Annotated in this window: 24 protein-coding genes; 15 read left to right on the top strand and 9 right to left on the bottom strand. The window is 40.9% G+C overall.

Annotated features, from left to right (window positions below):
• Positions 1-92: 92 nt before the first annotated feature.
• Positions 93-656 carry an acyl carrier protein phosphodiesterase gene (locus COCH_RS00650; protein ID WP_012796913.1) on the bottom strand — a complete coding sequence of 188 codons (564 nt, stop codon included), beginning with the start codon at positions 654-656 and terminating at the stop codon, positions 93-95.
• Positions 656-3289 (bottom strand): alanine--tRNA ligase, encoded by a 2634-nt coding sequence (alaS, locus tag COCH_RS00645; RefSeq protein WP_012796912.1) that lies wholly within the window; start codon positions 3287-3289, stop codon positions 656-658. The genes COCH_RS00650 and alaS overlap by 1 nt, the downstream gene beginning before the upstream one ends.
• 602 nt (positions 3290-3891) lie before the next feature.
• Between alaS and COCH_RS00640 the strand changes: the two genes are divergently transcribed.
• The 7 genes from COCH_RS00640 to COCH_RS00610 all read left to right on the top strand — a co-directional run bounded on the left by COCH_RS00640 (position 3892) and on the right by COCH_RS00610 (position 9409).
• Positions 3892-4506 carry a TetR/AcrR family transcriptional regulator gene (locus tag COCH_RS00640; protein ID WP_012796910.1) on the top strand — a complete coding sequence of 205 codons (615 nt, stop codon included), beginning with the start codon at positions 3892-3894 and terminating at the stop codon, positions 4504-4506.
• Positions 4507-4725: 219 nt separating this feature from the next.
• Positions 4726-6018, top strand: a complete 1293-nt coding sequence (locus tag COCH_RS00635) for a TolC family protein (RefSeq protein ID WP_012796909.1) — start codon at positions 4726-4728, stop codon at positions 6016-6018.
• Positions 6015-6947, top strand: coding sequence for an HlyD family secretion protein (locus COCH_RS00630; RefSeq protein ID WP_012796908.1), 933 nt, complete (start codon positions 6015-6017; stop codon positions 6945-6947). The genes COCH_RS00635 and COCH_RS00630 overlap by 4 nt, the downstream gene beginning before the upstream one ends.
• 173 nt (positions 6948-7120) lie before the next feature.
• The gene (locus COCH_RS00625) at positions 7121-7720 is read left to right on the top strand and encodes a hypothetical protein (protein WP_012796907.1); all 600 of its coding nucleotides are present in this window, start codon (positions 7121-7123) and stop codon (positions 7718-7720) included.
• 5 nt (positions 7721-7725) lie between these two features.
• On the top strand, positions 7726-8016 hold the full coding sequence (locus COCH_RS00620) for a hypothetical protein (RefSeq protein WP_002672917.1): 291 nt from the start codon (positions 7726-7728) through the stop codon (positions 8014-8016).
• Positions 8017-8329: 313 nt separating this feature from the next.
• Positions 8330-8728, top strand: a complete 399-nt coding sequence (locus tag COCH_RS00615) for a hypothetical protein (RefSeq protein ID WP_012796906.1) — start codon at positions 8330-8332, stop codon at positions 8726-8728.
• A 123-nt stretch (positions 8729-8851) separates the two neighbouring features.
• On the top strand, positions 8852-9409 hold the full coding sequence (locus tag COCH_RS00610) for a hypothetical protein (protein WP_012796905.1): 558 nt from the start codon (positions 8852-8854) through the stop codon (positions 9407-9409).
• A gap of 9 nt (positions 9410-9418) precedes the next feature.
• Here the strand turns inward: COCH_RS00610 and COCH_RS00605 are convergent, their stop codons facing one another.
• The gene (locus tag COCH_RS00605) at positions 9419-9748 is read right to left on the bottom strand and encodes a DMT family transporter (RefSeq protein ID WP_009410711.1); all 330 of its coding nucleotides are present in this window, start codon (positions 9746-9748) and stop codon (positions 9419-9421) included.
• Between the two features lie 50 nt (positions 9749-9798).
• Between COCH_RS00605 and COCH_RS00600 the strand changes: the two genes are divergently transcribed.
• From COCH_RS00600 to COCH_RS00575, 6 genes are all read left to right on the top strand, one after another.
• Positions 9799-10326, top strand: coding sequence for a hypothetical protein (locus COCH_RS00600; RefSeq protein ID WP_012796904.1), 528 nt, complete (start codon positions 9799-9801; stop codon positions 10324-10326).
• 123 nt (positions 10327-10449) lie between these two features.
• On the top strand, positions 10450-11205 hold the full coding sequence (locus COCH_RS00595) for a class I SAM-dependent methyltransferase (RefSeq protein ID WP_012796903.1): 756 nt from the start codon (positions 10450-10452) through the stop codon (positions 11203-11205).
• A 54-nt stretch (positions 11206-11259) separates the two neighbouring features.
• Positions 11260-12165: an ABC transporter ATP-binding protein gene (locus COCH_RS00590; protein WP_012796902.1), complete on the top strand. Its 906-nt coding sequence runs from the start codon at positions 11260-11262 to the stop codon at positions 12163-12165.
• Positions 12166-12235: 70 nt separating this feature from the next.
• Positions 12236-13048 (top strand): ABC transporter ATP-binding protein, encoded by an 813-nt coding sequence (locus tag COCH_RS00585; RefSeq protein WP_012796901.1) that lies wholly within the window; start codon positions 12236-12238, stop codon positions 13046-13048.
• 37 nt (positions 13049-13085) lie between these two features.
• Complete coding sequence (locus tag COCH_RS00580) at positions 13086-14216, top strand: ABC transporter permease (protein ID WP_012796900.1); 1131 nt, start codon at positions 13086-13088, stop codon at positions 14214-14216.
• Positions 14217-14223: 7 nt separating this feature from the next.
• Positions 14224-15342, top strand: coding sequence for an ABC transporter permease (locus COCH_RS00575; protein ID WP_012796899.1), 1119 nt, complete (start codon positions 14224-14226; stop codon positions 15340-15342).
• A gap of 106 nt (positions 15343-15448) precedes the next feature.
• On the opposite strand, the gene COCH_RS00570 is transcribed toward COCH_RS00575, so the two are convergent.
• From COCH_RS00570 to COCH_RS00550, 5 genes are all read right to left on the bottom strand, one after another.
• Positions 15449-16177, bottom strand: coding sequence for a Bax inhibitor-1/YccA family protein (locus COCH_RS00570; protein WP_009410716.1), 729 nt, complete (start codon positions 16175-16177; stop codon positions 15449-15451).
• 108 nt (positions 16178-16285) lie between these two features.
• Positions 16286-17353, bottom strand: coding sequence for a class II fructose-bisphosphate aldolase (fbaA, locus tag COCH_RS00565; protein WP_002672889.1), 1068 nt, complete (start codon positions 17351-17353; stop codon positions 16286-16288).
• Positions 17354-17824: 471 nt separating this feature from the next.
• Positions 17825-19195 (bottom strand): M16 family metallopeptidase, encoded by a 1371-nt coding sequence (locus COCH_RS00560; protein ID WP_012796898.1) that lies wholly within the window; start codon positions 19193-19195, stop codon positions 17825-17827.
• 10 nt (positions 19196-19205) lie between these two features.
• Positions 19206-20474 (bottom strand): M16 family metallopeptidase, encoded by a 1269-nt coding sequence (locus COCH_RS00555; RefSeq protein WP_012796897.1) that lies wholly within the window; start codon positions 20472-20474, stop codon positions 19206-19208.
• A gap of 98 nt (positions 20475-20572) precedes the next feature.
• Complete coding sequence (locus COCH_RS00550; RefSeq protein WP_012796896.1) at positions 20573-21940, bottom strand: TlpA family protein disulfide reductase; 1368 nt, start codon at positions 21938-21940, stop codon at positions 20573-20575.
• Positions 21941-22259: 319 nt separating this feature from the next.
• Here COCH_RS00550 and panD point away from each other — a divergent pair, with 319 nt between their 5' ends.
• Both panD and COCH_RS00540 read left to right on the top strand, forming a co-directional pair.
• Positions 22260-22610, top strand: a complete 351-nt coding sequence (gene panD / locus COCH_RS00545; RefSeq protein WP_002672875.1) for an aspartate 1-decarboxylase — start codon at positions 22260-22262, stop codon at positions 22608-22610.
• Positions 22607-23560, top strand: a complete 954-nt coding sequence (locus COCH_RS00540; RefSeq protein ID WP_012796895.1) for a lysylphosphatidylglycerol synthase transmembrane domain-containing protein — start codon at positions 22607-22609, stop codon at positions 23558-23560. The genes panD and COCH_RS00540 overlap by 4 nt, the downstream gene beginning before the upstream one ends.
• A 79-nt stretch (positions 23561-23639) precedes the next feature.
• On the opposite strand, the gene rimM is transcribed toward COCH_RS00540, so the two are convergent.
• Positions 23640-24173 carry a ribosome maturation factor RimM gene (gene rimM, locus COCH_RS00535; protein ID WP_012796894.1) on the bottom strand — a complete coding sequence of 178 codons (534 nt, stop codon included), beginning with the start codon at positions 24171-24173 and terminating at the stop codon, positions 23640-23642.
• Between the last annotated feature and the right edge of the window lie 3 nt (positions 24174-24176).

Here is a 24176-nt window from a genome sequence, read left to right as displayed (position 1 = left end):
ATATCTATTTGTTTATTAGATAATTATATGAATGTTGTGTTAAGTAGAAATGTTACTAAGAAACAATCAATTCTACTGAAAAGTTTTTGTAATTACATCATTTGTATTTCTTTAAAGAACTGAGTAAATTCTTCTTCATATAATTTTTCATCTCTTTTTAAATCTTCTATGGCATATTGCATTTTCGAAACAAAGTCTGTACGCCTATCCATTCGGTATAATATGGAGCAGATGCCTTCAAAGGTTTGATAGCTTTCTAACCAACGTTCGGCAATGATGTATTTGCTCAAAGTTTGAGCTTTATCGTTGAGCAAGTGTTGATGGCGTTCTAAGGCATCGTAGAAGTGTTGAGCATATTGTTCTAAGGATTTATCAGAATATTCTTTCCAATGTTTAGCAAGACAATAGTCGTAAAAAATATCTACCAGCACCCCTGCGTAATGGTTGTAAGTAGGCACCAATCGGTGTTTACTTTTCCGGAAAATAGTGTGTGCATCGGTGAAAGTGTCTATTCTACGATGTAATAAAATACCCCGTTGCATTGCTTCGGGGTATTGTAAGTATTCTTTGCCTCGTACGGTATCGGCGATAAAGTTGCCAATAGTGAGCAGTTCATCGCCTTCGCCCGAAAGGTAAATATGAGCTAAAAAGTTCATTATAAATAATCTTTAACCTTAGAAAGTGCTTCGGTAATACCACCGGGGTTTTTACCTCCTGCGGTTGCAAAGAATGGCTGTCCGCCACCTCCTCCGTGAATGTATTTGCCCAGTTCTCGTACTATCTTACCAGCATCTAATCCTTTGGCTTGTGCCAAATCTTTATTGATATAGCATAACAAGAGTGCTTTGCCTTCTTCGTGAGCTGATGCAAAGAATATAAAAGCATTTTTCACCTCATTACCTAACTCGAAAGCAAGGTCTTTGAGAGTTGCCACTTCTGCATCTACTTGTTTTACGAGACACTGAACACCATTTACTTCTGTAAATTCAGCTTTGATGCTTGTTTTAAGTTGTTTAGCTTGTTCTTTTCTCAACTGTTCAAGCTCTTTGTGTAAAGCTGCATTTTCTTCTTGCAAGTGCCTAATCGCTTTTACAGGGTCTTGCGCGTTTTTCAGCGTTTCTTTTATTTGTTCTACCAGCTGTTCTTGTTCTGTAAAATACTTCATAGCTCCTCCACGGGTAATCGCTTCAATACGGCGAATACCTGCTGCTACTGCACCTTCTGAGATGATTTTGAAATACCAAATATCGCCTGTGTTCTTTACGTGAGTTCCCCCACAAAGCTCTTTGCTATCACCAAACTGAATCATACGCACACGGTCGCCGTACTTTTCACCAAAGAGTGCCATAGCTCCTGATTCCACTGCTTGTTGCATAGGAATATTACGATGCTCTTGCAAAGGAATTTTTTCAAAAATACGTCTGTTTACCAATTGCTCTACCTTTTTGAGCTCTTCCTCAGTAAGTTTAGCAAAGTGAGAGAAGTCGAAGCGCAAAGTTTCAGGAGCTACACGAGAGCCCTTCTGTTCAACGTGTGTACCCAATACTTCGCGTAGGGCTTGGTGTAATAGGTGGGTAGCACTGTGGTTAGCTTCTGCCATTTCACGTGATATTGAATGTACTTCTGCTTTGAAAGGGTCGTTTAAATTAGTAGGCAGGTGTTCTGAAATGTGAATGATAAGGTTATTTTCTTTTTTGGTATCTAAAATATAGATAAGCTCACCGTTAGCACTTTGTAGAGTACCTTTATCACCCACTTGTCCACCTCCTTCCGGATAGAAAGGAGTAGTGTTGAATACCAGCTGAAAATGAGTACCGTCTTTCTGACTTTCCACTCTGCGGTATTTCACCAATCGCACCACAGCCTCTAAGGTATCATAGCCTATAAACTCCTCTTCATCGTCGTCGCGGAGTATTACCCAGTCGTCAGCTTTTATTTGAGCTGCTGCACGTGAACGCTCTTTTTGTTTTTGTAATTGTTCTTCAAAACTAGCTTCGTCCATAGTGAGCCCTTTCTCCGAAAGAATGAGCGCTGTCAAATCTTTGGGGAAGCCGTAAGTATCGTATAATTCAAAGGCTTTACCGCCCGATAGTTGCTTGCCAGGACTGTTTTGTATCATCACATCTAGCATTAGCAAACCTTGTTCAAGCGTGCGCAAGAAAGAGGCTTCTTCTTCTTTTATGACGCTCATAATCAGGAATTGCTGTTTCTCCAATTCGGGGAAAGTACCTCCCATTTGGTTAGAGAGTGTCTCTACTAATTTGTAGATAAACGGCTCTTTTTGGTTTAAGAAAGTAAAACCATAGCGAATAGCACGACGCAAAATACGGCGTATCACATAACCAGCACCATTGTTAGAGGGCAACTGACCGTCGGTAATAGCAAAAGCCACAGCCCTAATATGGTCTGAAATCACACGAATGGCAATGTTTACTTGTTCTTGTTCAGCAGTTACACGGTCGCCTGAGGTATATCTACTTTGGGTAATCTCTTCCACTTTGTGAATCAGTGGGGTAAACACATCGGTATCGTAATTTGATTGTTTCTTCTGCAAAACCATACAGAGGCGTTCAAAACCCATACCTGTATCCACGTTGCGAGAAGGTAGTTTTTCGAGACTACCGTCGGCTTTGCGGTTGAACTCCATAAACACATTGTTCCAAATCTCAATTACCTGAGGGTAGTCGTTATTCACAAGGTCGCGACCTGGCACTTTGGCTTTTTCTTCATCTGAACGGATATCCACGTGAATTTCGGTACAAGGACCACAAGGACCTTGGTCACCCATTTCCCAAAAGTTATCTTTTTTATTTCCGAGAAGTATATGGTTTTCGGCAATCCGTTCTTTCCATATATCATAGGCTTCTTGGTCAAAAGGCACGCCGTCTTCTTCACTGCCTTCAAAAACGGTTACATAGAGGTTTTCTTTGGGAATTTTGTATATTTCGGTGAGCAATTCCCACGCCCAGCTAATGGCTTCTTTTTTGAAGTAATCGCCAAACGACCAGTTGCCAAGCATCTCAAACATCGTGTGGTGATACGTGTCCCGACCTACCTCTTCCAAATCGTTGTGCTTACCCGATACGCGCAAACACTTTTGAGTATCGGCTACGCGTTTGTATTTAGGTTTAGCATTACCAAGGAAGAACTCTTTAAATTGGTTCATACCAGCGTTGGTAAACATCAGGGTAGGGTCGTTTTTAACCACCATAGGAGCCGAGGGAACAATAGTGTGCCCTTTGCTTTCAAAGAATTTTAGGAATTGTTCTCTTATTTCTTGCGAAGTCATATATTTTTAACTAACGATTGACAGTTAATAATTAACATTTTCAGGGCGCAAAGGTACGAACTAATTAGCAAATTCACAAATTTGCTAATCTGCTAATTTCCCTTTCTCACATCAAACTCACATCAATTAATTCAACCCTTGATTGATATTAGTAATATTCTAAATTCAATTGCTATTCAGTTAGTATTCAATTAATCTTTGGTTAGTCTTCATTGTAGAGCCACTGTAGAGCCACTGTAGAGCCACTGTAGAGCCACTGTAGAGCCACTGTAGAGCCACTGTAGAGCCACTGTAGAGCCACTCATTCTTTAATTATTCTATAAGCTTTGTATACCTCTCTCCCAATTTCACTATTCACCATTTACCATTTACCATTAACCATTAACTACACTTCCCATTTGCTAATTCCCTAATTTTCTAATTCCCTAATTTGCTAATTTTCTAATTTTTCACCTACCCATAGGTTTTTATTTATATATGTAAATATATGACTTTTAGATTGTTACTACTACCTACGTACTATGTAATTTAAATTTTTGTTCTAACCATTTGGTTAATTCAAAAACTCGTTGTACCTTTGCCCCCGAAAATCAGAAGTAACGATGAAGAAGACAAAAGATATAAGCACCGAAGAACGCATCAAAGCCGCTGCCCGCAAAGTCTTTCATCAGAAAGGTTTTGCAGGTACACGCACTCGCGACATTGCCGAAGAAGCGGGTATCAACCACGCAATGCTCAACTATTATTTTCGTAGTAAAGAAAAACTCTTTGAAATGGTAATGATGGAAACAATGGCGCAATTCTTTAAAGGAGTAAACCTTATGCTGAACGACGAAAATACCTCTCTCGATGAGAAAATAGACCTCATCGTCTCTAACTACGTCGATTTACTCCTCAAAGAACCCGAATTACCTACCTTTATACTCAATGAGGTGCGTCCTAACCCGCAAGCATTTGTAGAGCAAAACCCTATTAAAGAGGCACTTACTCACTCTGTGCTCACCCGTCAATATGCCGAAGCTGTAGCTCGTGGCGAAATCACAGAGCCTAACCTAATGCAAGCTATCCTAAACGTCATCGGGTTGGTAATATTTCCTTTCATTGCAAAACCTATCCTAACCTTAATTGTCAACATACCCGAAGAACAGTACAAAGCCCTAATGCTCCAGCGTAAAACTCTTATCCCACAATGGATTAAAGCGATGCTATGGAAATAATAATACGATTTCTCTTAAACAATTGTCTTTGCGGATTGTCCCCCTTCGGGGGAACGGAGGCTAAATAACATTTTTTTTATCTATACCCTAACCAAATGGTTAAATTAATTTATTAACACTATAATACCCCTAAAAGCCTTAATTCATCAGTCTTTTACTCTGTTTTATGGCTTGCCCCCTCTCTTTCGGAGAGGGGGAACGGGGGTGAGGATTGCCACTATGAAACACCTTATCTTAACACTTACCGCATTTATAGCCCTCACTCTCACCGCGCAAGCGCAGGCTATCCTTTCTTTGGAGGACTGCTATCGTCTTACTCGTGAGAATTACCCCGCCGTCAAAAAGCTCGATTTGGTAGCCAAAACCGAAGACTATACCCTTGCCAATGCCAACCGTGCTTACCTCCCACAGGTCTCTATCCTAGGGCAAGCCACTTACCAGTCGGAAGTAACCGACCTCTCTAAAACCATTGTAGGAGCACTCCCACTGCCTCCTAACGTCTCTTTGCCTACCATCGACAAGGAGCAATACAAGGTGGTGGGCGAGGTAAGCCAACTTCTCTATGGAGGTGGTACGATTCACAGTCAGAAGGCTATTGCCAAAGCTCAAAGTGCCGTGCAAGCACAAGCGGTCGAAACGCAGTTATACACCCTAAAACAACGTGTGAGTAACCTATATTTTGGGGTACTCCTCATCAATGCCCAGTTATCGCAAAACCGCCTCAATATCGAAACGCTTGAGTCGCAACTTAAGAAGGCGGAAGTAGCCCTAAAAAACGGCACGACCCTTCCCAGCAATGTAGACGAGCTTAAAGCCGAAATCCTCCGCGTGACAATGCAAACCACCGAGTACGAAGCCACCCAAGCTACCTATTTGCAAATGCTGTCTACTTTCATAGGCAAAGAGCTCACCAACGCTTCCCAGCTCGCACAACCTGCGCCTCAATCCCAGTCTCAAAGCGTAAGTACCGAAATTTTTCGTCCTGAACTCAAAGGATTTCAGCTACAGGAATCGTTGCTTAAAGCGCAAGAAAAACAGCTCAGTAGCGAATATATACCTAAGCTCAGTGCGTTTTTTCAAGGCGGTTACGGGCGTCCCACACTCAATATGCTCAGCAACCAAGCTGATTTCTATTACATCACGGGGCTCCGTTTGCAGTGGAATCTAAGTCCGCTATACAACTTGTCGAGCAAGAGACATATTTTGCGCCTCAACCGCGAGAGTCTCACAACCGACCGACAAGCCTTTTTACTCAACACAAAACTCGAACTCACCCAACAGTCTGAGCAACTCAAAAAGCTGCAAAAGCTCATAGAACAAGATGAAGCATCGGTAACTTTGCGCCACTCTGTCGCTAAAGCAGCCGAAGTACAATTAGACAACGGGGTTATCACCACTCACGAATACTTGCAGAAAGTCAATGCTTGGCATCTCGCTCAGCAAACCCTTATCCTGCACCAAATACAACTCCTCCAAGCTCAAGAGAACCATCAATTAATTACAGGAAAATGAAAAAGATAGCACTTATTACCACATTGATAGCTTTAATAGCTTGCAATAATAAGAACAAATTCGACGCTTCTGGCAACTTCGAAGCCGACGAAGTCATTGTTTCTGCCCAACAGACAGGGCAACTCATCGACTACGATGTAGAAGAAGGCAAAACTCTTACCGAAGGTCAAAAGGTCGGTCAGATAAACGTCACCCTCCTCAAGATACAGAAAGAGCAGGTGGAAGCCACTATTGCCTCACTCAAAGAGAAAACCCAAAACCCTGCCGACCAGGTGGCACTCATTCGTAGCCAACTCGAAGTACAGCGCGCACAACTCGCCCAACAGGAACGTGAACTTACGCGTACGCAGAACTTAGTACGTGGTGGGGCTGCCACACAAAAGCAATTGGACGACCTCTCCGCCCTCATCGACCAGCTTCGCAAGCAGATAGCCGTAACCGAAAACCAACTCAAGGTCAGTCTCACCAACATCAACACGCAAAACCGCAATGTATTAAGCCAAGAAGCCCCTCTGCAAAAGAATGCTCAGGCTGTTCAAGAGCAAATCAATCAGGGTGAAATTATCAACCCCATTGCGGGCACAGTACTCGTCAACTACGCCCTCAAAGGGGAAATGCAGACCTTTGGAAAGCCTCTCTATAAAATCGCTAATACCGATGTACTAACCCTCAAAGCCTACATCACTGGCGACCAACTATCCCAAATCAAGTTAGGACAGCAAGTTACCGTGCGCACCGATGCCGGAAAAGGCGCATACCGCACCTATCAAGGCGAAATTATCTGGATATCCCAAAAGAGCGAGTTCACTCCCAAAACGATTCAAACAAAATCTGAACGCGCCAATCTCGTCTATGCTATCAAAGTAAAGGTTAAAAACGACGGCTTTTTAAAGATAGGAATGTACGGAGAAGTAGTGTTCAAAAAATAAACTGACCAAAGAAAAGTGACTATTTTCAACATCTTTCCTTATTAGTTTTAGGTATATTCCCCTACACATATGAAATATGTATGGAAAGAGAAATTGTATAGGAGAGGATAGGGAGAAAAACAAAAAATTCGTATCTTTGTCATTATAATAGCAACAAAAATATCTAATAATTTATGAACGAATTTATCAAAGCATTGCATTATGACAAAAAAGACCCACGCATACCGGAAGAATATGATTTTTTCGGTGCTTTGGTGGGCGAATGGAATATCGAATGGGTAGACCATCTGGAAGCCGACGAACTCAGACGCGTAAAAGGCGAATGGATTTTCTCTTGGGTGTTGGAAGGTACGGCGATACAAGATGTTTTTATTGTCCCCTCACGCTCGGAGCGTTTGCAAAACAAACAGCCCGATGCCGAGTACGGCACCACGCTACGTATATTCAACCCCCGAAGCTCGACGTGGGATATTTTCTACGGTTGCAGGGGCGAGGCTATCCGTCTGACAGCTCGCACTAATGAATATGGTATAAGATTCCATGACAAGGGTTTGAAAGCTACGGCAAATGGGCGTTATTTATTTGAAACTTTTCCAGCTTCACGTAATAGTCTTGCTATTAAGCCCGAATGGAATAACATGACAGATATAAAACAATGGCAAATAAAAAAAGGAACATTACTTTTTGAAGGCGTTGCTGCTCCTCAAGGGAACTTAAGCGGAGGGCAAATTCAAAAATTTGTGGTAGATGACCCTGTAACCAGTTTAATTTAATTCATATGGAAAGTTTTGCTAATAATTTAATTTGTTTAATATCAGAGTTGAAGGCAGAACTTCAGAAGAAAGATAGTTACTTTCCTGCCCATCAACTGGAGAAAGCAATTTATATCTTTTCTATCATACGTGATAATATTTCATCTAAATCATTTGGTGATAATTTATCCAATGATTTAGATAAGATTATGCGCTGGTCAATAGATTCTTGGCCTTGGGATAACTTAATTACCAAAAAAACATGGTCTATCATTGAAGAATACAACAAGATAAAAAAGACATTACCTATAAAATAATATATCTACTTATCCGATAAAGTTTTATATAGACTATATCAAAAAGTTATCAACAGGTCTTTTGCTTGTTTTCCCTTTTTTCTTCTGATGGTTTTAAGGGATTGGGGTATGCTTCGTTTTTCATGTATATTTGTCCGTTTTTCTCTTTCTTTTTTTAGTCTGATTATTGGGGCTTTCTTTATCCAGTTCATTTAAAGGGAGAACAGGTATGGAGTGATTGAACAACTCTGGTCGGAATTCTATACCCCGATATAAGTTCCAAAATAAAACAAATGATTTTAGAAATTAAATTAGTAACAATTATAAAAAAAATATGATACGTAATTATTTTTACCTTGTAGTGGGAGTATTTTGCTTACTCTCTGCCGTTACTCACGAAATGAACGGCTTCACAACCCTTTTCCCTGCCTTGTCAAACACCAACATCGATGCTGAAAGCAAGGTAACATTCAATTATCTTTGGCATATCATAGCTACCGAAAACATAGTAATGGGTGTTGCTTTAGTGCTTATAGCGCTGCGCAAAAACGACAACGCAGGCAAGTATATTGCTCAGTTTGTAATGGCTTTATTAGCAGTACGTTGGGCAAGTATTGCATTTAGTACCCTAACAAGCGATGGAGGTAACCTTACCAAAATACTTCCTGAAAGTGTTATAATGTGGCTACTTATATTCCTATTGTGGTTAGGTGCAAGAAAAAAAGAACAATAAAAAGAGATTTATATATGAACCCCCCCGCTGGCGCGAGCCTGTGGCTCGTGTGTCTATCAAGAATAGAGCTTGTAGCTCATACTCTTAGCACATTTTTTGTAGCTTACTAACAAATACAACCCTATGTTAAAGAAATACGACAAAGTAATAGCAACGGTTTTCGCCCTGCTTACCATAGTTTTTATAGTAGTCTTTCTCACTAATGACTCCTTTTTTGAGTGGACTTTTGCGCGACATCACAATATATTGAGCTGGTATGTGCGCCCGCTCTTTATCGTGCCTATGGTGTATTTTGCTTTGAGAAAATCGTATGCAGGAGTGTCATTGAGTATCTTTTGCCTATTTACCAGTATGTTTTGGTTCTCCGTTCCACAACAAACCGACCCTAAGATACTCGGCTTCTTAGCCTACGAAATGGACTATCTCAAAGGCACGTGGGACACAAAAAAGATACTTTTCTCACTAAGTGTACCGCTCTTTTTCTATCTGTTGATAGTCTCAGCGTGGAAGAGAAAATGGCGCTTATTGCTCTACACCGTAGTGTTAGCAGCGCTTTTAAAACTGTTATGGAGCGTGGTGAGCAGTGGTGCAAGCGGTTGGTCAGTAGCCAAACCCGCTCTTGTAGGACTGGTGATATGCGTAGTATTTATTTTGATAACAAGAAGAAAAGATAAAAAATAAGGGGAAAAATCAGTGTCCATTTGCCTTTGAAAAAAGGTTAATCACCACTACGCCAGCGATGATAAGCAGGGAACCCAGTACAAAAGGCAGGTCTATTTTGTTTTTGAAAACAAGAATACTCACAATGGCTGTCAGTACAATCCCTACCCCCGACCAGATAGCGTAGGCTACCCCCAGTGGAATATTCTTGAGAGCTAAGGATAAAAAATAAAAACAAACACCATAAGACAACAGCGAGCCTACGGCAAATAACCACTTGGTAAACCCTTCCGATTTACCTAAAAGAGCGGTGGCTAAGACCTCTAAAACAATCGCTAAAGTGAGATATAAGTAATGCATATAAGTATAGTATCTAAATTCGTGGCAAAAATATAACAATTTTACTGAAAATGAAATTAAAACTCATAGAACACATAAAGCTTACCAAAGAGCTCGTAGACCGAGAACACTTTTTCTCTGTGGGCTATTGCGAAGCAATCGAAACCCATTTGATGAAAGTACTTGTAAGTTGGGTAGCAGGCTATGAACGCTATTACCACATAAGTGCCGACGATTACGCATCGTTCGAAGAAGATCGTCCTGCATTCTACGAATTGTACAAAAACGAGCTCGGTGAGGATAACGAATGCTTTACTCAGAAGTTTATGGGGTCGCAAGCTCTACGCGATTACGACGGTCGTAAGAACTTTCAGACGTGTTATTCCTCAAAGAAAATGAACTCTTTTGGGCATTATGCCTATTGCAACGGAGTACTATATGCTCAAATCCTTTGGGACAAAGGCACAGTATACGTACCCCCTTATCAGAAAGTAAAAACCCTTAACGGCGATTGGGATTATCCCTTGCGAAAAGATTGTTACATAGAAAAAGACCCCGAAGGCAAAGACCTTTGCTTTTGCTTAATAGCAATCTCATAAACTAACCTGTAAACAGCATCACCCTGCTGGCGCGAGCCTGTAGCTCGTGCCTATTAAGAATAAAGCTTGTAGCTCGTACTTATCTAAAATAATAACAAACTAAAAATACTAAAAATACTAAAAATGAACCCTATAAACTATCAGAAAATAAACCAACAGACTATCAATAACTGGATTGATAATGGTTGGGAGTGGGGGCAACCTATCTCCCATACCGAATTTGAGGAAGCTAAAAACGGTAATTTTGCCGTCAAACTCACCCCAACTAAAAGTGTACCTAAGAATTGGATAGGCGACTTGCGTGGCAAAAAAGTGTTAGGGCTCGCCAGCGGTGGCGGTCAGCAAATGCCCATTTTCACCGCTTTAGGTGCAGAATGTACCGTATTAGACTATTCCGATAGGCAAATAGAACAAGAGAGAATGGTTGCCCAACGTGAGGGGTACCTCATTACACTTCTACAAGAAGATATGAGCAAACCCCTTCCTTTCTCCGACGATACCTTTGATATGATATTTCACCCTGTGTCTAATTGTTATATTGAAAAGGTAAAACCGCTCTGGAAAGAGTGCTACCGTGTGCTTAAAAAAGGAGGCGTACTGCTTTCAGGTTTGGACATAGGTATTAATTATCTATTTGATGAGGAAGAAAAAACACTGATAAATACCCTTCCCTTCAACCCATTAAATAACGAAGAACACCTACGCCAGATGCAGAAAAGCAATGGTGGTATACAGTTTTCACACACCTTAGAAGAGCAAATTAACGGACAGTTAGAGGCGGGATTCACGCTCTTAAGCCTTTATGACGATACCAATGGCTATGGTAACCTACACGAACACAACGTCGCAAGCTATATTGCTACAAGAAGTATCAAGTAACAATCTCTATTGTATTTGCTAATTTTCACATTTGCTAATTTGCTAATTAATAAAATGACAAGCATAAATATACATAACCTCAGCAAGTCCTACGGCGATACCCACGCCGTGCAGCGCCTTTCCTTAGAAGTTAAAAAAGGCGAGCTTTTCGGGCTCATAGGTCCCGATGGGGCAGGCAAAACCACCGTCTTTCGTATACTCACTACTCTCCTATTGCCTGATGAGGGCACTGCAACCATAGAGGGTTGGGATATAGTTAAGGATTATAAGGAAATCCGCAAGCACGTAGGCTATATGCCTGGGCGCTTCTCTCTGTACCAAGATCTCACTGTCGAAGAGAACCTCTCCTTCTTCGCGACCGTCTTTGGTACGACTATCGCCGAGAATTACGACCTTATCAAAGATATTTATGAGCAGATAAAGCCGTTCAGCAACCGTCGCGCGGGTAAGCTCTCAGGGGGAATGAAGCAGAAGTTAGCCCTCTGTTGTGCCCTCATTCACAAGCCCAAAGTCCTCTTGTTAGACGAACCCACCACAGGGGTAGATGTGGTTTCACGCAAAGAGTTCTGGGAGATGCTGAAGAAACTGAAGGAGCAAGGCATCAGCATACTCGTTTCCACCCCTTATATGGACGAAGCCAGCCTGTGCGACCGCATAGCCTTAATACAATCAGGCAAGGTGCTTTCCACCAGCACCCCCGAGCAAATCATCGCTCAGTACCCCACCGCACTCTATGCTATCAAGGCTCCCGACCTGTACGCACTGCTCCAGCACCTGCGCGAGCACCCCAACATTGATAGCTGTTACCCCTTTGGCGAGTACCTACACGTTACTCTTAAAGAAAATACCAACATTCCCATATTCGAGCAACAGCTGAAAAACACCTTCCCCCACCTCGAATGGAAAACCATTACCCCCACCATCGAGGATAGTTTTATACGCCTAATGGAGAATGCCTAACCACTAATGCGGAATGCGCTTTGTCGAAGTATCAAATTTTAACAAAGCCTAATTCAAAAAAGAAATACTAATGAAAAAGAACCTTAACACCACTTCCACTCCCTATAACGGCTTGTTCCCTCTCCTTGGGAGAGGGGGAACGGGGGTGAGGACAGCCATACAATGTAACAACCTAACAAAGCAATTCGGCGATTTCAAAGCCGTGAACAACATTTCCCTTACCGTTGAAAAAGGCGAAATCTTCGGCTTCCTCGGTGCCAATGGTGCGGGGAAAACCACCGCTATACGCATCTTCTGCGGACTTTCGTACCCTACTTCAGGCGAGGCTACCGTAGCGGGCTTCGATGTCTATCGAGAGCAAGAGCAGATAAAAAAACACATCGGTTATATGAGTCAGAAGTTTTCGCTGTATGACAACCTCACCGTGCAGGAAAACATCACCTTCTACGGAGGTGTCTATGGCTTGAGTCGCAAGGAAATCAAAACCCGCAGTACCGACCTTATCACCAAGCTCGGCTTGGAGGCTGAAGCCAATAAACTCGTAGGTTCGCTACCACTGGGCTGGAAACAGAAGCTCGCCTTCTCGGTGGCTATCTTTCACCGTCCCGAAATCGTGTTCTTAGACGAGCCCACCGGTGGCGTAGACCCGATAACGCGCCGACAGTTCTGGGATATGATATACGAAGCCTCCGCACAGGGCATCACCGTATTCGTTACCACCCACTATATGGACGAAGCCGAATACTGCCACCGCATCAGCATAATGGTAGACGGCAAAGTAGAAGCAATGGATACGCCCACCCACCTTAAATCACAGTTTAACACTCATTCAATGGACGAGGTGTTCTACCAACTCGCCCGTAAAGCAAAACGTAATGAATAACCCCGTAGGGGCGAATGGCAATTCGCCTACCTATTAAATGGCAATTCGCCCACCTATTAATATGAAACAGCTCATCGCCTTTATACGCAAGGAATTCTATCACGTATTCCGCGACCGTCGCACGCTACTGATACTCTTCGGTATCCCCATAGCGCAGATTATCCTTTTCGGTCAAGCCCTCAGCAGCGAAGTCAAGAATATTGGTATCGCTGTATTAGATGAGGCAAACAACACTTATAGCCAAGAAATCACACACCGCTTGCAGGCAAGTCCGTATTTTAAGCTGAAAGAGCCTCTGTTCCGTTACGACCAAGTAGAAGACCAATTCAAGCGTGGCACCATAAAAGCGGCGCTCATCTTCCCTCCCGATTTCGGCAAAGATCTCTACACCTCCAGTGGTACCTCGCTACAACTCATCACCGATGGGAGCGACCCCAATACGGCTAAAACAGTGCAGAACTACCTTTCGGCTATGGTAGCGAGCTATCAGCAAGAGCTGAACCCTGCTGTGCAACTACCCTACCAGATAACCGTTGAAAACCGAATGCTGTACAACGAGGAGCAAAATGGCTCTATGAACTTCGTCCCTGGGGTGATTGCGCTCGTCTTTATGATAGTGAGCACTGCCCTCACCTCGGTAGCGGTAGTGCGTGAAAAAGAGTTGGGTACTATGGAAATCCTTTTGGTATCGCCTTTCAAACCTATAATGATACTCATTGCTAAAGCCGTTCCTTACCTTATTCTCTCGCTCATCAACTTCACCGTGATACTCCTGCTATCGGTCTATATGCTCGATGTCCCGATACGTGGCAATTTGCTGTTGCTTTACGCCGAGAGCACCTTGTTTATCATCATCTGTTTGTCGTTGGGGCTACTCATATCCACCGTTACCGCCTCACAGCAAACGGCTATGCTCATCGCTATGATGGGAATGATGCTCCCTACGGCTTTCTTTACCGGCTTTATGTTCCCCATAGAGAATATGCCCCTTGTTTTTCAAGGAATATCCAAAGTCTTCCCCTCTAGTTACTACTACGCTATCGTAAAGAAAGTAATGCTCAAAGGATTGGATTTCACTTACGTATGGAAAGAAACGCTGATATTAATAGCAATGGCGGTAATTTTCTTAAGCCTTGCAATGAAGAAGTTTAAGATTAGATTACAATAAAGAAGAAATGAAAGTATTAAGCTTTATACTCCAAAAAGAATTTAAGCAGATATTCCGAGATAAGACCATCTTGGCAATGATGCTTGTGGCGCCTATGATGCAGCTGATTATATTGCCCTTAGTTGCCAATTTCGATGTGAAGAACATCAACCTTGTGTATATCGATCACGACCAAAGTACCTATTCTCACCAACTGATACAGAAGATTACTGCCTCGGGTTACTTTAAACTCGTAGAGGCTCCTTTCTCTTACAAAGAAGGCATCGCCCTGATAGAAGACGGTAAAGCTGATGTAGTTTTGGAAGTACCCGAAGGTTTTGAGCGCAACCTCGTACGCGAAGGAAAGCAGACACTCGGTCTCTCTATCGATGCGATTAATGGGAGCAAATCGTCCTTAGGAGGGGCGTATTTGCTTTCGGTAATACGCGACTTCAACACTCAGCTCGATGTAAATGTAAAAGCCCCTCAGCGCATAGGTAATGTAGCCAAAATCGGGGTGGAGAGTACCCATTGGTACAACCCCTATATGCAATATACGCGCTACATTGTTCCAGGTATTTTAGCTATATTGCTCACCATTATCGGGGGGTTTCTTTCAGCACTCAATGTAGTCAAAGAAAAGGAAATAGGCACTATCGAGCAGATAAATGTAACGCCTATCAAGAAGTGGCAATTTATATTAGGAAAGCTTATACCCTTTTTAGTAGTAGGGTTAATCCTCTTCACCTTGGGGCTTACGGTGATGTATGTAATCTATGGTATCTTCCCCGCAGGAAATCTACTCACCTTGTATGCCTTTGCTACAATGTATCTCATTGCGATTCTCGGCTTCGGATTGCTGGTCTCCACCTATGCCGATTCACAGTTGCAGGCTATGTTCATCGCCTATTTCTTTATAATGATATTCCTACTGATGAGCGGCTTCCTCACCAGTGTAGACAGTATGCCTGCTTGGAGTCAACAGGTGAGTAATGCTATTCCGGTAACCCATTTTGTGAATGCTGTCCGCTTAATTGTGCTCAAAGGCAGTAGTTTTGAGCAGTTACACATAGAGTTTTTGTATCTTGTAGGATTTGCTGTGCTACTTAATAGTTGGGCTATTTGGAATTATAAGAAGACAAGCTAACATAATCCCTCATATAACCTCATATAATAAAAGAGTTCCATCAAGAGTACTAATCTCATTGTACTCAATGATGGAACTTATTATTTTAATATTTTAGGAGAACAGATTAGTCTCTTCTCGACATAAGTATTCTCAATATATACCAGAAAAGTAGCATAATAGAAGAGAACAACTGCAAAGCAGCCCCTACGTATTGGTCTGTGCTGTATACATTTTTGATGTTGTAAGTTTCATATAGTATACCACCTGCTGCCAAAGCAACCATTGCTACTGAGAACCAAAGTCCTAAATCGAAACCAAAGATAGCTCCTGCCACAATAAGTCCTAAGGCTACAAAACCTCCTATTACCAATATACTACGCAAGAACGAAAAGTCTACACGGGTGAGGAATACCACCGCTGTAAGTCCGCCAAATAAAGCAAGTGTAATAATACCGGCTTGCGAAAGGATAGCCGTACCATCAGTAAAGTACATCGCCAAAAAGATTATTGGCATAAAGATAACAGCTTCAAGTAACACATAAAGCCCTAAGCCCATATATTGGGTATTCTTATCTTGTGCTTGCGTCCATTTGCTGGCAAGGATTGAGCCTAACCAAAAGCCTCCCAAAATCAATAGCCATACCCATTTGCCACTTACCATAGAGATGATAAGGCTTTCTGGTACTACATTTAGCAAAATAGCTTCTACAGCTATAAATGCTAAAAGTGCCATTGCTACGTGTGAGTAAGTTTTGCGGTAAAAGGTAGCTTGTGCCTCATTAGTAGCATAGCTTACTATTTGAGGTGATTGATAGTTAGTGTTGTAGCTGTCGTAATTTGAATTATATCCCATATGTTTAATTAAAAATGTTTGTGTTCATATATCAAAAACTTTGCCAAAAAGTCTATTGGCAGAGGTTGCTGTAGCTTCTTGGCAAAGTTATCAGGTAGGTAAATACTACTATAAAGTATTTACGTTGTTAAGGTCTTCAAACGCTTTTTTCAAACGAGTAACAAATGTCTTTTCGCCTTCACGAAGCCATACGCGTGGGTCGTAGTATTTCTTGTTAGGCGCTTCGGGACCTTCTGGGTTACCTATTTGTCCTTGCAAGTAAGCTGATTTAGCTTTCATATAGTCGCGAACACCTTCAGTGAAAGCGTATTGCAAGTCAGTATCAATATTCATTTTGATTACACCATAAGAAATAGCCTCGCGGATTTCTTCGAGGGTAGAGCCTGAACCTCCGTGGAATACGAGGTCAAGTGCGTTGTGAGGCAAATTGTATTTCTTTGAAACGTAGTCTTGTGAATTTCTTAAAATTTTTGGTGTCAATTTCACATTGCCAGGTTTGTACACCCCGTGAACGTTACCAAAAGCAGCTGCAATGGTGAATTGTGAGCTAATTTTAGAAAGTTCTTCGTAAGCGTAAGCTACGTCTTCTGGTTGTGTGAAGAGCCTGCTACTATCTACGTGTGAGTTGTCTACCCCGTCTTCTTCACCACCGGTCATACCGAGTTCTATTTCCAAAGTCATATCCATTTTGCTCATACGTTCAAGATAACGTTTGCAAGTTTCAATATTTTCTTTGATAGGCTCTTCCGATAGGTCAATCATATGAGAACTGAACAATGGTTTACCTGTTTCTTTGAAGTGTTTTTCTGATGCTTCAAGCATACCGTCAAGCCAAGGAAGTAATTTTTTAGCGCAGTGGTCAGTGTGCAAAATGATAGATGCTCCATAGGCTTCTGCCAATTGGTGAACGTGTTTAGCACCTGCTACCGCTCCGAGAACTGAAGCGCGTTGGTTGTCGTTATTCAATCCTTTACCAGCCATAAACTGAGCACCACCGTTAGAAAATTGGATAATCATTGGGGCATTTACAGCTACTGAAGTTTCTAATGCAGCGTTGATAGAGTTTGAACTGATAACGTTGGCTGCAGGAAGAGCAAAGCCTTTTTCTTTAGCGTATTTGAATACTTCTTGTACTTCTTTTCCAAGAATTACGCCTTTTTTAATGTTATGTGCCATTCTTTAATATAATTAATTTTAGTTTTCAGAATTACTCATTATGTCATAATTGACGGCAAAGATACGATTTTCTCATATATCTTCAAAATAAAACTTATATTTTTTAGTTCAAATAACCAAAATTACTTCGTGTTTTTCACTACTTATCTTCGACTTATATTTGGTTTAAATGTTCCCTTTCTTCGTTCATTGTTCGTCTTTTGTTCGTCTTTTGTTCGTTCATTGTTCGTTCATTGTTCGTTCATTGTTCGTTCATTGTTCGTTCATTGTTCGTTCATTGTTCGTCTTTTCTCTATCTGCCCGTGCGGCTCGCACCGTCATTTGTTCGTCTTTGCGTCGCTACAGTTCCCCCTCTTTGAGGGGGTAGGGGGAGGTTACCTTTGTCTTTTCTTTATTTGCCTGTCGTGCTACGACTGCCCGTGCGGCTCGCACCTGCCTGTGCGACTCGTATCTTTAACGCTTCATTTTTCACTAAATTGCTTCCCCATACTTATCAAAATACTTCACAGAGATTTTTTTCCCGTCAAAGCTAATATTTTCAAGCTCTCTTGCTATCTCACTACCTTTGCCTACAATGATGATTCTGAAGTTTTCTAATAGGAAATAGCTATTAGCAACTCGCTGTACGTCTTCTTTGGTTACTGCATTGATGTTCGCAATATAGTTCTTGTAAAAATCTTCGGGTAGGTTGCGCACTTTTATATTGATAGCGTAATTCGCAATTGTCTGCGGACGCTCGGTAGCCAGTACAAACTGACCCAAGTACTGTGCTTTGGCTTGTGCCAACTTTTCTTCACTCACTACACTAGTTTGTATGCGCTTCACTTCTTTGAGTATCTCCCTAATAGCAGGTGCTGTTACGGCATTCCCTACTTTGGTCTTGATGCTGAAATTGCCTTTTGTCCATTTATCCGTTTTGAAAGTAGAAAAAGCTCCATAAGTATAGCCGTGTTCTTCCCGCAAATTCATATTGATATAACTGCCAAAATCTCCACCTAAAATACTGTTAGCTACCAATAGAGGGAAGTAATCAGGGTGCGACATTTTTAGGTCGATGAGGTTCGTAACCCTTATTTCCGATTGTACCGCGCTGGGTAAGTCTATAAAGTTGATTTGTGTTTCACTTACATTCTCAGGAATATATAAGGCAGGAGCTTCTTCTGAAAAAGGTTGCCAATTAGCGAAATGTTCGTTTACCAAAGTAATTACCTCTTCGGGGTTTACATCACCTGTAACAACCAAATAGGCGTTGTTAGGTACAAAACGTTTGCGGTAATAGTTAGTTACATCGTCTAAGGTGAGAGCAGCGATGTGAGCTTCGGTAATGTATTCGCCGTAAGGGTGAGCCGTACTGTAGCGCAAGGTTTGCTGTACGCGCTTCATAATCACTTCGGCATTACTCTCATTGGCACGAATACTTTGGATAATGCGTGCTTTTTCTTTTTCCATATCCTCTCCGGTGAAGTTAGGGTGCAGGGCAGCATCGGCAATGAGAGCCAACACACGCGGGAAATACTTAGAGAGTACTTGGGCATAAACGCCATTAGAAGCGATAGAGAGAGTCGCCGCGAGATAGTCTATTTCCTCATTAAAATCGTCTTTACTGATAGAGGTAGAGCCATTGCCCGCCATTAGCGAAATAAGGTCAGAAATCCCTTTCTTTTCTTTTTCTAATTCCGGACATTCGTCTAACGAAAGACGAATTCCCACTTGAGGAAGTTTATGGTTCTCCACAATAAGGAGAGTGAGTCCGTTCGGGAGGGTATGAGTAACAGGTGTCCCTAAATTAATGATAGGAGCAGCTCCTGGGGTGGGTTGTATAGAGCGGTCTATATGTGTCATTTTTGTTTACTTATAGATTTGAAGGTAAATAATTGAGGTCTAAACGTTGGTTTTTGTCCAAATACTTGCGTGCAGCCTCTCTGATATCCTCTCGGGTAATAGCGCGATAGTGGTCTATAGCCTTGTTAATAAGGTTAGTGTCTTTGTAGAAAGTATAGTTGTCTGCCAAAGAGAGGGCAATTCCTTCCATATGGCTATTTTGAGACACAAAGTTAGCCTCTATCTGGTTTTGTAACTTTTCATATTCTCGCTCACTGATGAGTTCGGTTTGTAGTCTTGTAATTTCTTCGTCCATTTCTTGTGCCAAAGTTTCCAAACTCACACCGTCCATAGGGAGTGCTCCCATTATATAAACGCCATAATCTTCTTGAGCGTCCGAAAAAGCCAATACCTGCAAAGCTGTTTGATGCTCGTCTATCATCTTTTTGTAGAGGCGAGCACTCTTTCCGTCGGTGAGAATGTTAGAAAGCAAGTCGATAGTAAACGAATCTTTGTTCGTCATTGCAGGAGTGCGATAGGCATATAGTTTCAGTGGGATTTGTATATTAGGGTCGTATTCGGTTACCTCAATAGTTTCAGTGATAGGAGCTTCTTCTATTTTGATACGCTGTATAGCATCACCCGTATTAGGAATGGTCGCAAAGTATTGTTCTATCCATTCTTTGGTCGGTACCGTATCGAAATCGCCTGCCACCACCAGTACAGCGTTGTTAGGGTTGTAGAACTTCTTCTTAAATGCGATAAACTCCTCTAAGCTTGCAGCGTCTAAATGTTCCACTTTTCCAATTACTGTTCCCGAATAAGGGTGTTTTTTAAAAAGGTACGGATTGATAGCCGAGCGGTACATTATCCTGCCGTAAGGTGTATTGTCTATACGTTGGTTTTTCTCTTCTTTTACCACTGAATTTTGAGTCCTTACTCCAATCTCATTAATAACAGGGTGCAACATACGTTCGGATTCCATCCACAAGCCTAATTGCAAATTGTTAGACGGGAAGACTTCATAATAATAAGTTTTATCCTGCGTAGTGAAAGCATTGTTATGTCCGCCATTTGCCGATACAATATCAAACCATTTGCCACGTGCTATATGCTGAGTGCCTTCAAAAAGGAGATGCTCAAAGAAGTGGGAAAAGCCAGTGCGGGTAGGGTCTTCGTCTTTGGCACCTACGTGATACATTACTCCTATGGTAACCACAGGAGCTGAGTTATCTCGGTGAAGAATCACGTGTAGTCCATTAGAGAGGTCGTATTCTTCAAAAATGAGAGATTGAGCCATAGTTAATTTGTCGATTTGTCGATGAGATAATTAGCAAAAAAACTTTGCTAAAGTCTGTATGGCTTTAGCAAAGTTGTTCAATATGAAAAAAGTATTTGTTATAAATTCGCGTTGATAAGTTCTTTTACCTTAGCATCTGATGGTTTAGGTGCACTAATGCTAATGATTTTACCATTCTTTACTAACATAAAACGAGGGATACCGCTTAGATCGTAGTTATCTATGAAATCGCGGTTCATACTTAGGTTAGTATATAGTTGGATACCACTTAGCTTCTCACGTTGTACGGCAGCTTTCCAAGCCTCTTTGTCTTGGTCTACTGAAATACTTACAAAAGTAACGGGTTTGCCTTTGTATGCTTCTTGCAAAGCTTTCATACTTGGTATTTCTTTTATACAAGGTTTACACCAAGTTGCCCAAACGTCGATGTAAAGTAATTTGTCTTTAAGACTTTCATAAGATACTGGTTTGCCATTCAAATCTTCAGCTGTAAAAGGAGGAAAATCTGTACCAGGTTTTAGCCTTTCAAGTACCGCTATACGTCTGTCTAACTCTTTTAAGGCGGCAGTGTCTTTCACGTTTTCTTTGATACTTTTGATGAGTTCAGCATTTTCTTCAGGAGTGTTAGCTACTGAAACTCCACTGATAAAATAACGAGTAAGGTCTGCTTTAATGTTTTTAGATTTCAGACCTTTTACGTGTGCGATGAGTTTACCCCAAGGGTTTTCGTCGTTTTCGTTATCTTGAAACTTATCGAATAGTTTATTAGTAACTAATTCTTTGTAAGCTCTGTAGGTATTATAATCTTCAGCGATGTCATAATCTATCTTAGCGAGCTCATCAGCAAACTCTTTAGGAAGTGTTACCTCTTCTTGAGTAAGTTTTTGGTGCGCATTTTGGTAAATAGATTTTAGGTAAAGCATTTCGTAGTTAATAGCCTTTTCCTCTTTTTTGACGAAGTCTTTAGAGAGGTTCTTAGTGTTTTTCAAAAGGTCAGTATACTTTTTGCTATACTCATTTACGGCTGTTTTAAATTCTGCAGGTGCTTTAACTAAAAGTTGTTGCATACCACCACTTTTCTGAATTTCCATTGTAAGGTCAGCTTTCTTGTGCAAATAAGCATTTGCAAGCGTATCTTTGCCCGAGAACTTTATTTCTAAAGGCATCTTAGTGAGGTCGATATTAACCCCAAGTTCGTCTCCTTGCTCCAAATACAACGGAATTTCTATTCCCTGAGGATTGAAAATAGTATAGTAATTAGAAGGTACGCGAAGCGTGTCTTGAAAAGTACCATCGGGTTTGATATGCAATGGCTGGTCTACTTCACCACCTATTATCTTCAGCTCCAAAGGAATCCCATTAGTGCCTTCTACTTTTCCTGAAAGCACTATATAATCAGCTCGTTTACTACAAGCTACAAAGCCTATTGCGGCTAACGACAAAATAAATAGTTTTTTCATCATCATTTGTAAAATATAATTAGGTGGCAAAGATAAGAATATTTTTTAGTAAACAAGCACTTTCTTTCTATTTTTTTTCTATTGTAATTTATGCAAAATAAATCTTTCTAACTAAAAACTGAGAATGACAACCTCATTTATATAAAATTACTATTCTTTAAGATGTTGAATATTAAACTTATAAATACTCTTTGTATAACAATCGTCCAAGGTTTGTATAGGCTAAGGGTAGGGCAGAGGTAAGCATAATTTTTTTCTTTCTTACACTGTTTTCAATTTTTTAACGTACATTTGCGCCGTTTTTTAAAACAATACAAATATAAATATGCAAATAGAAGTATTAAAATCTAAAATTCACCGCGTTAAGGTTACAGGAGCCGATTTAGATTATATCGGAAGCATTACCATTGACGAAGATTTGTTGGAAGCAGCTCAAATGATTGAGGGAGAAAAGGTGTCGATTGTAGATGTTAATAATGGCGAACGCTTCGAAACTTATATTATTAAAGGAAAAAGAAAATCAGGTGCTATTGTACTGAATGGCCCTGCTGCTCGTAAAGTACAAAAAGGTGATATCATCATCATCATATCGTACGCTTTAATGGATTTTGAAGAAGCTAAAACTTTTAAGCCTTCTATTATCTTCCCTAATGAAACAACTAACCTAATCGAATGAAAAAGTTCTTAAAGATAGCCTTTCCGATATTTGTAGGCGTTTTCTTGTGTTGGTATGCTTATCGCCAATTTAACGAAGAGCAATTTGTCCAAATAAAACACACATTCCTAAACGCCGATTACTTCTATATCATTTTGGCTGTTTTTTTAGGATTTTTAAGCGATCTTTCTCGGGCTATACGTTGGCATTTGTTGCTAAAACCTCTGGGTTATCGCACTGCTTTTTTACATAGAGCAATGGCTGTGTTCATTGGTTATTTGGTGAATGTAACCATACCGCGTTCAGGCGAGGTCTCTCGTGCCTTAGTAGTAAGCAATTACGACGGAGTCCCTTTCGAGAAATCATTAGGCACTATCATCTCCGAACGAATTATCGACCTGCTTTTACTTTTCCTATTCACTATGCTCGCTTTCATTCTCCAATTCGAGGTTATAAGCAACTTTCTTCTTTCCAAAATCCCTTTTCAAAAACTAGTGTGGTTGATGGGTATAGGAGGTTTTTCGTTTATAGTTTTTTTGTATTTCATTTACGCTTCCGATAAACCTTTTTTTATCAAGGTAAAAGTCTTTTTAAACGGAATAAAGGAAGGAATCCTATCAGTCGTAAAAATAAAACATAGAACACTATTTCTTTTTCATACTCTTTTCATTTGGGCAATGTACTTTTTGATGTTCTATATTCCGTTTTTTGCTCTCCCCGAAACCGCACGTATCAGTTTGCCTAATGTGCTTACAGCCTTTGTGGTGGGTAGTTTTGCAATGACTTTTACCAATGCAGGCTTTGGTTCTTATCCCTTTTTTATTGCCGAAGTACTATTTTTGTTTGGAGTAGCTACTCCTGTGGGTACAGCCTTTGGTTGGATTGTATGGACGTCACAATTTGCTATGACGCTCTTATTGGGTAGCCTTTCATTTTTCTTTCTTCCCTTGTTGAAGAAGCATAATCCGTAGTTTTTCTCTTATTAAGATAAAAATAAAACAAGGTTATCAAAACAGCTTTTGATAACCTTGTTTTATTTTATGTTTGTACTTAATTTTCTAAATACAAATCAATAAGCCCTTCTGGGGTTTTTACAATAATTTTCTTGTGGGCTCTATCTATCTTCTCAATAAACTCATCAGCCATAGGAATAAGTATCTCATTTCCGTTCTCATTCTCAATTTCAAATAACGCTTGAGAAGTACTGTCGTTTATTCCAACTATTTTCCCTACTACTCCGTAGTGCACATCTTCCACCTGAAACCCTATCACTTCGTGGTAATAAAACTTATTCCCCGATAGTTTAGGCAATACCGCAAGAGGTAAATATATTTTGTGTCTCAGTAGAGCTTCTGCATCAGCCTCAGTTTCTATCTCTTCAAACTTCACGCGCAATAAATCCGACTTGTGTAAAGTGCTCTTTTCAATAAAAAAAGGAACCAGATTATTGCCTAAGGCAATAAATACTGATTCCATTTCTTCATACATTTCAGGGTCGTCGGAATCTAACTTAATTAGCACCTCGCCCTTAAAACTAAACTTCGACACAATTGTTCCTATATAAAAACAATCTTTTAAAGTCATAGG

Origin of the sequence: Capnocytophaga ochracea DSM 7271 (genome assembly GCF_000023285.1) — a bacterium.
In the GTDB taxonomy this organism is placed as follows: Bacteria; Bacteroidota; Bacteroidia; order Flavobacteriales; family Flavobacteriaceae; genus Capnocytophaga; species Capnocytophaga ochracea.
This window is presented reverse-complemented; position numbering and strand designations above follow the sequence as displayed.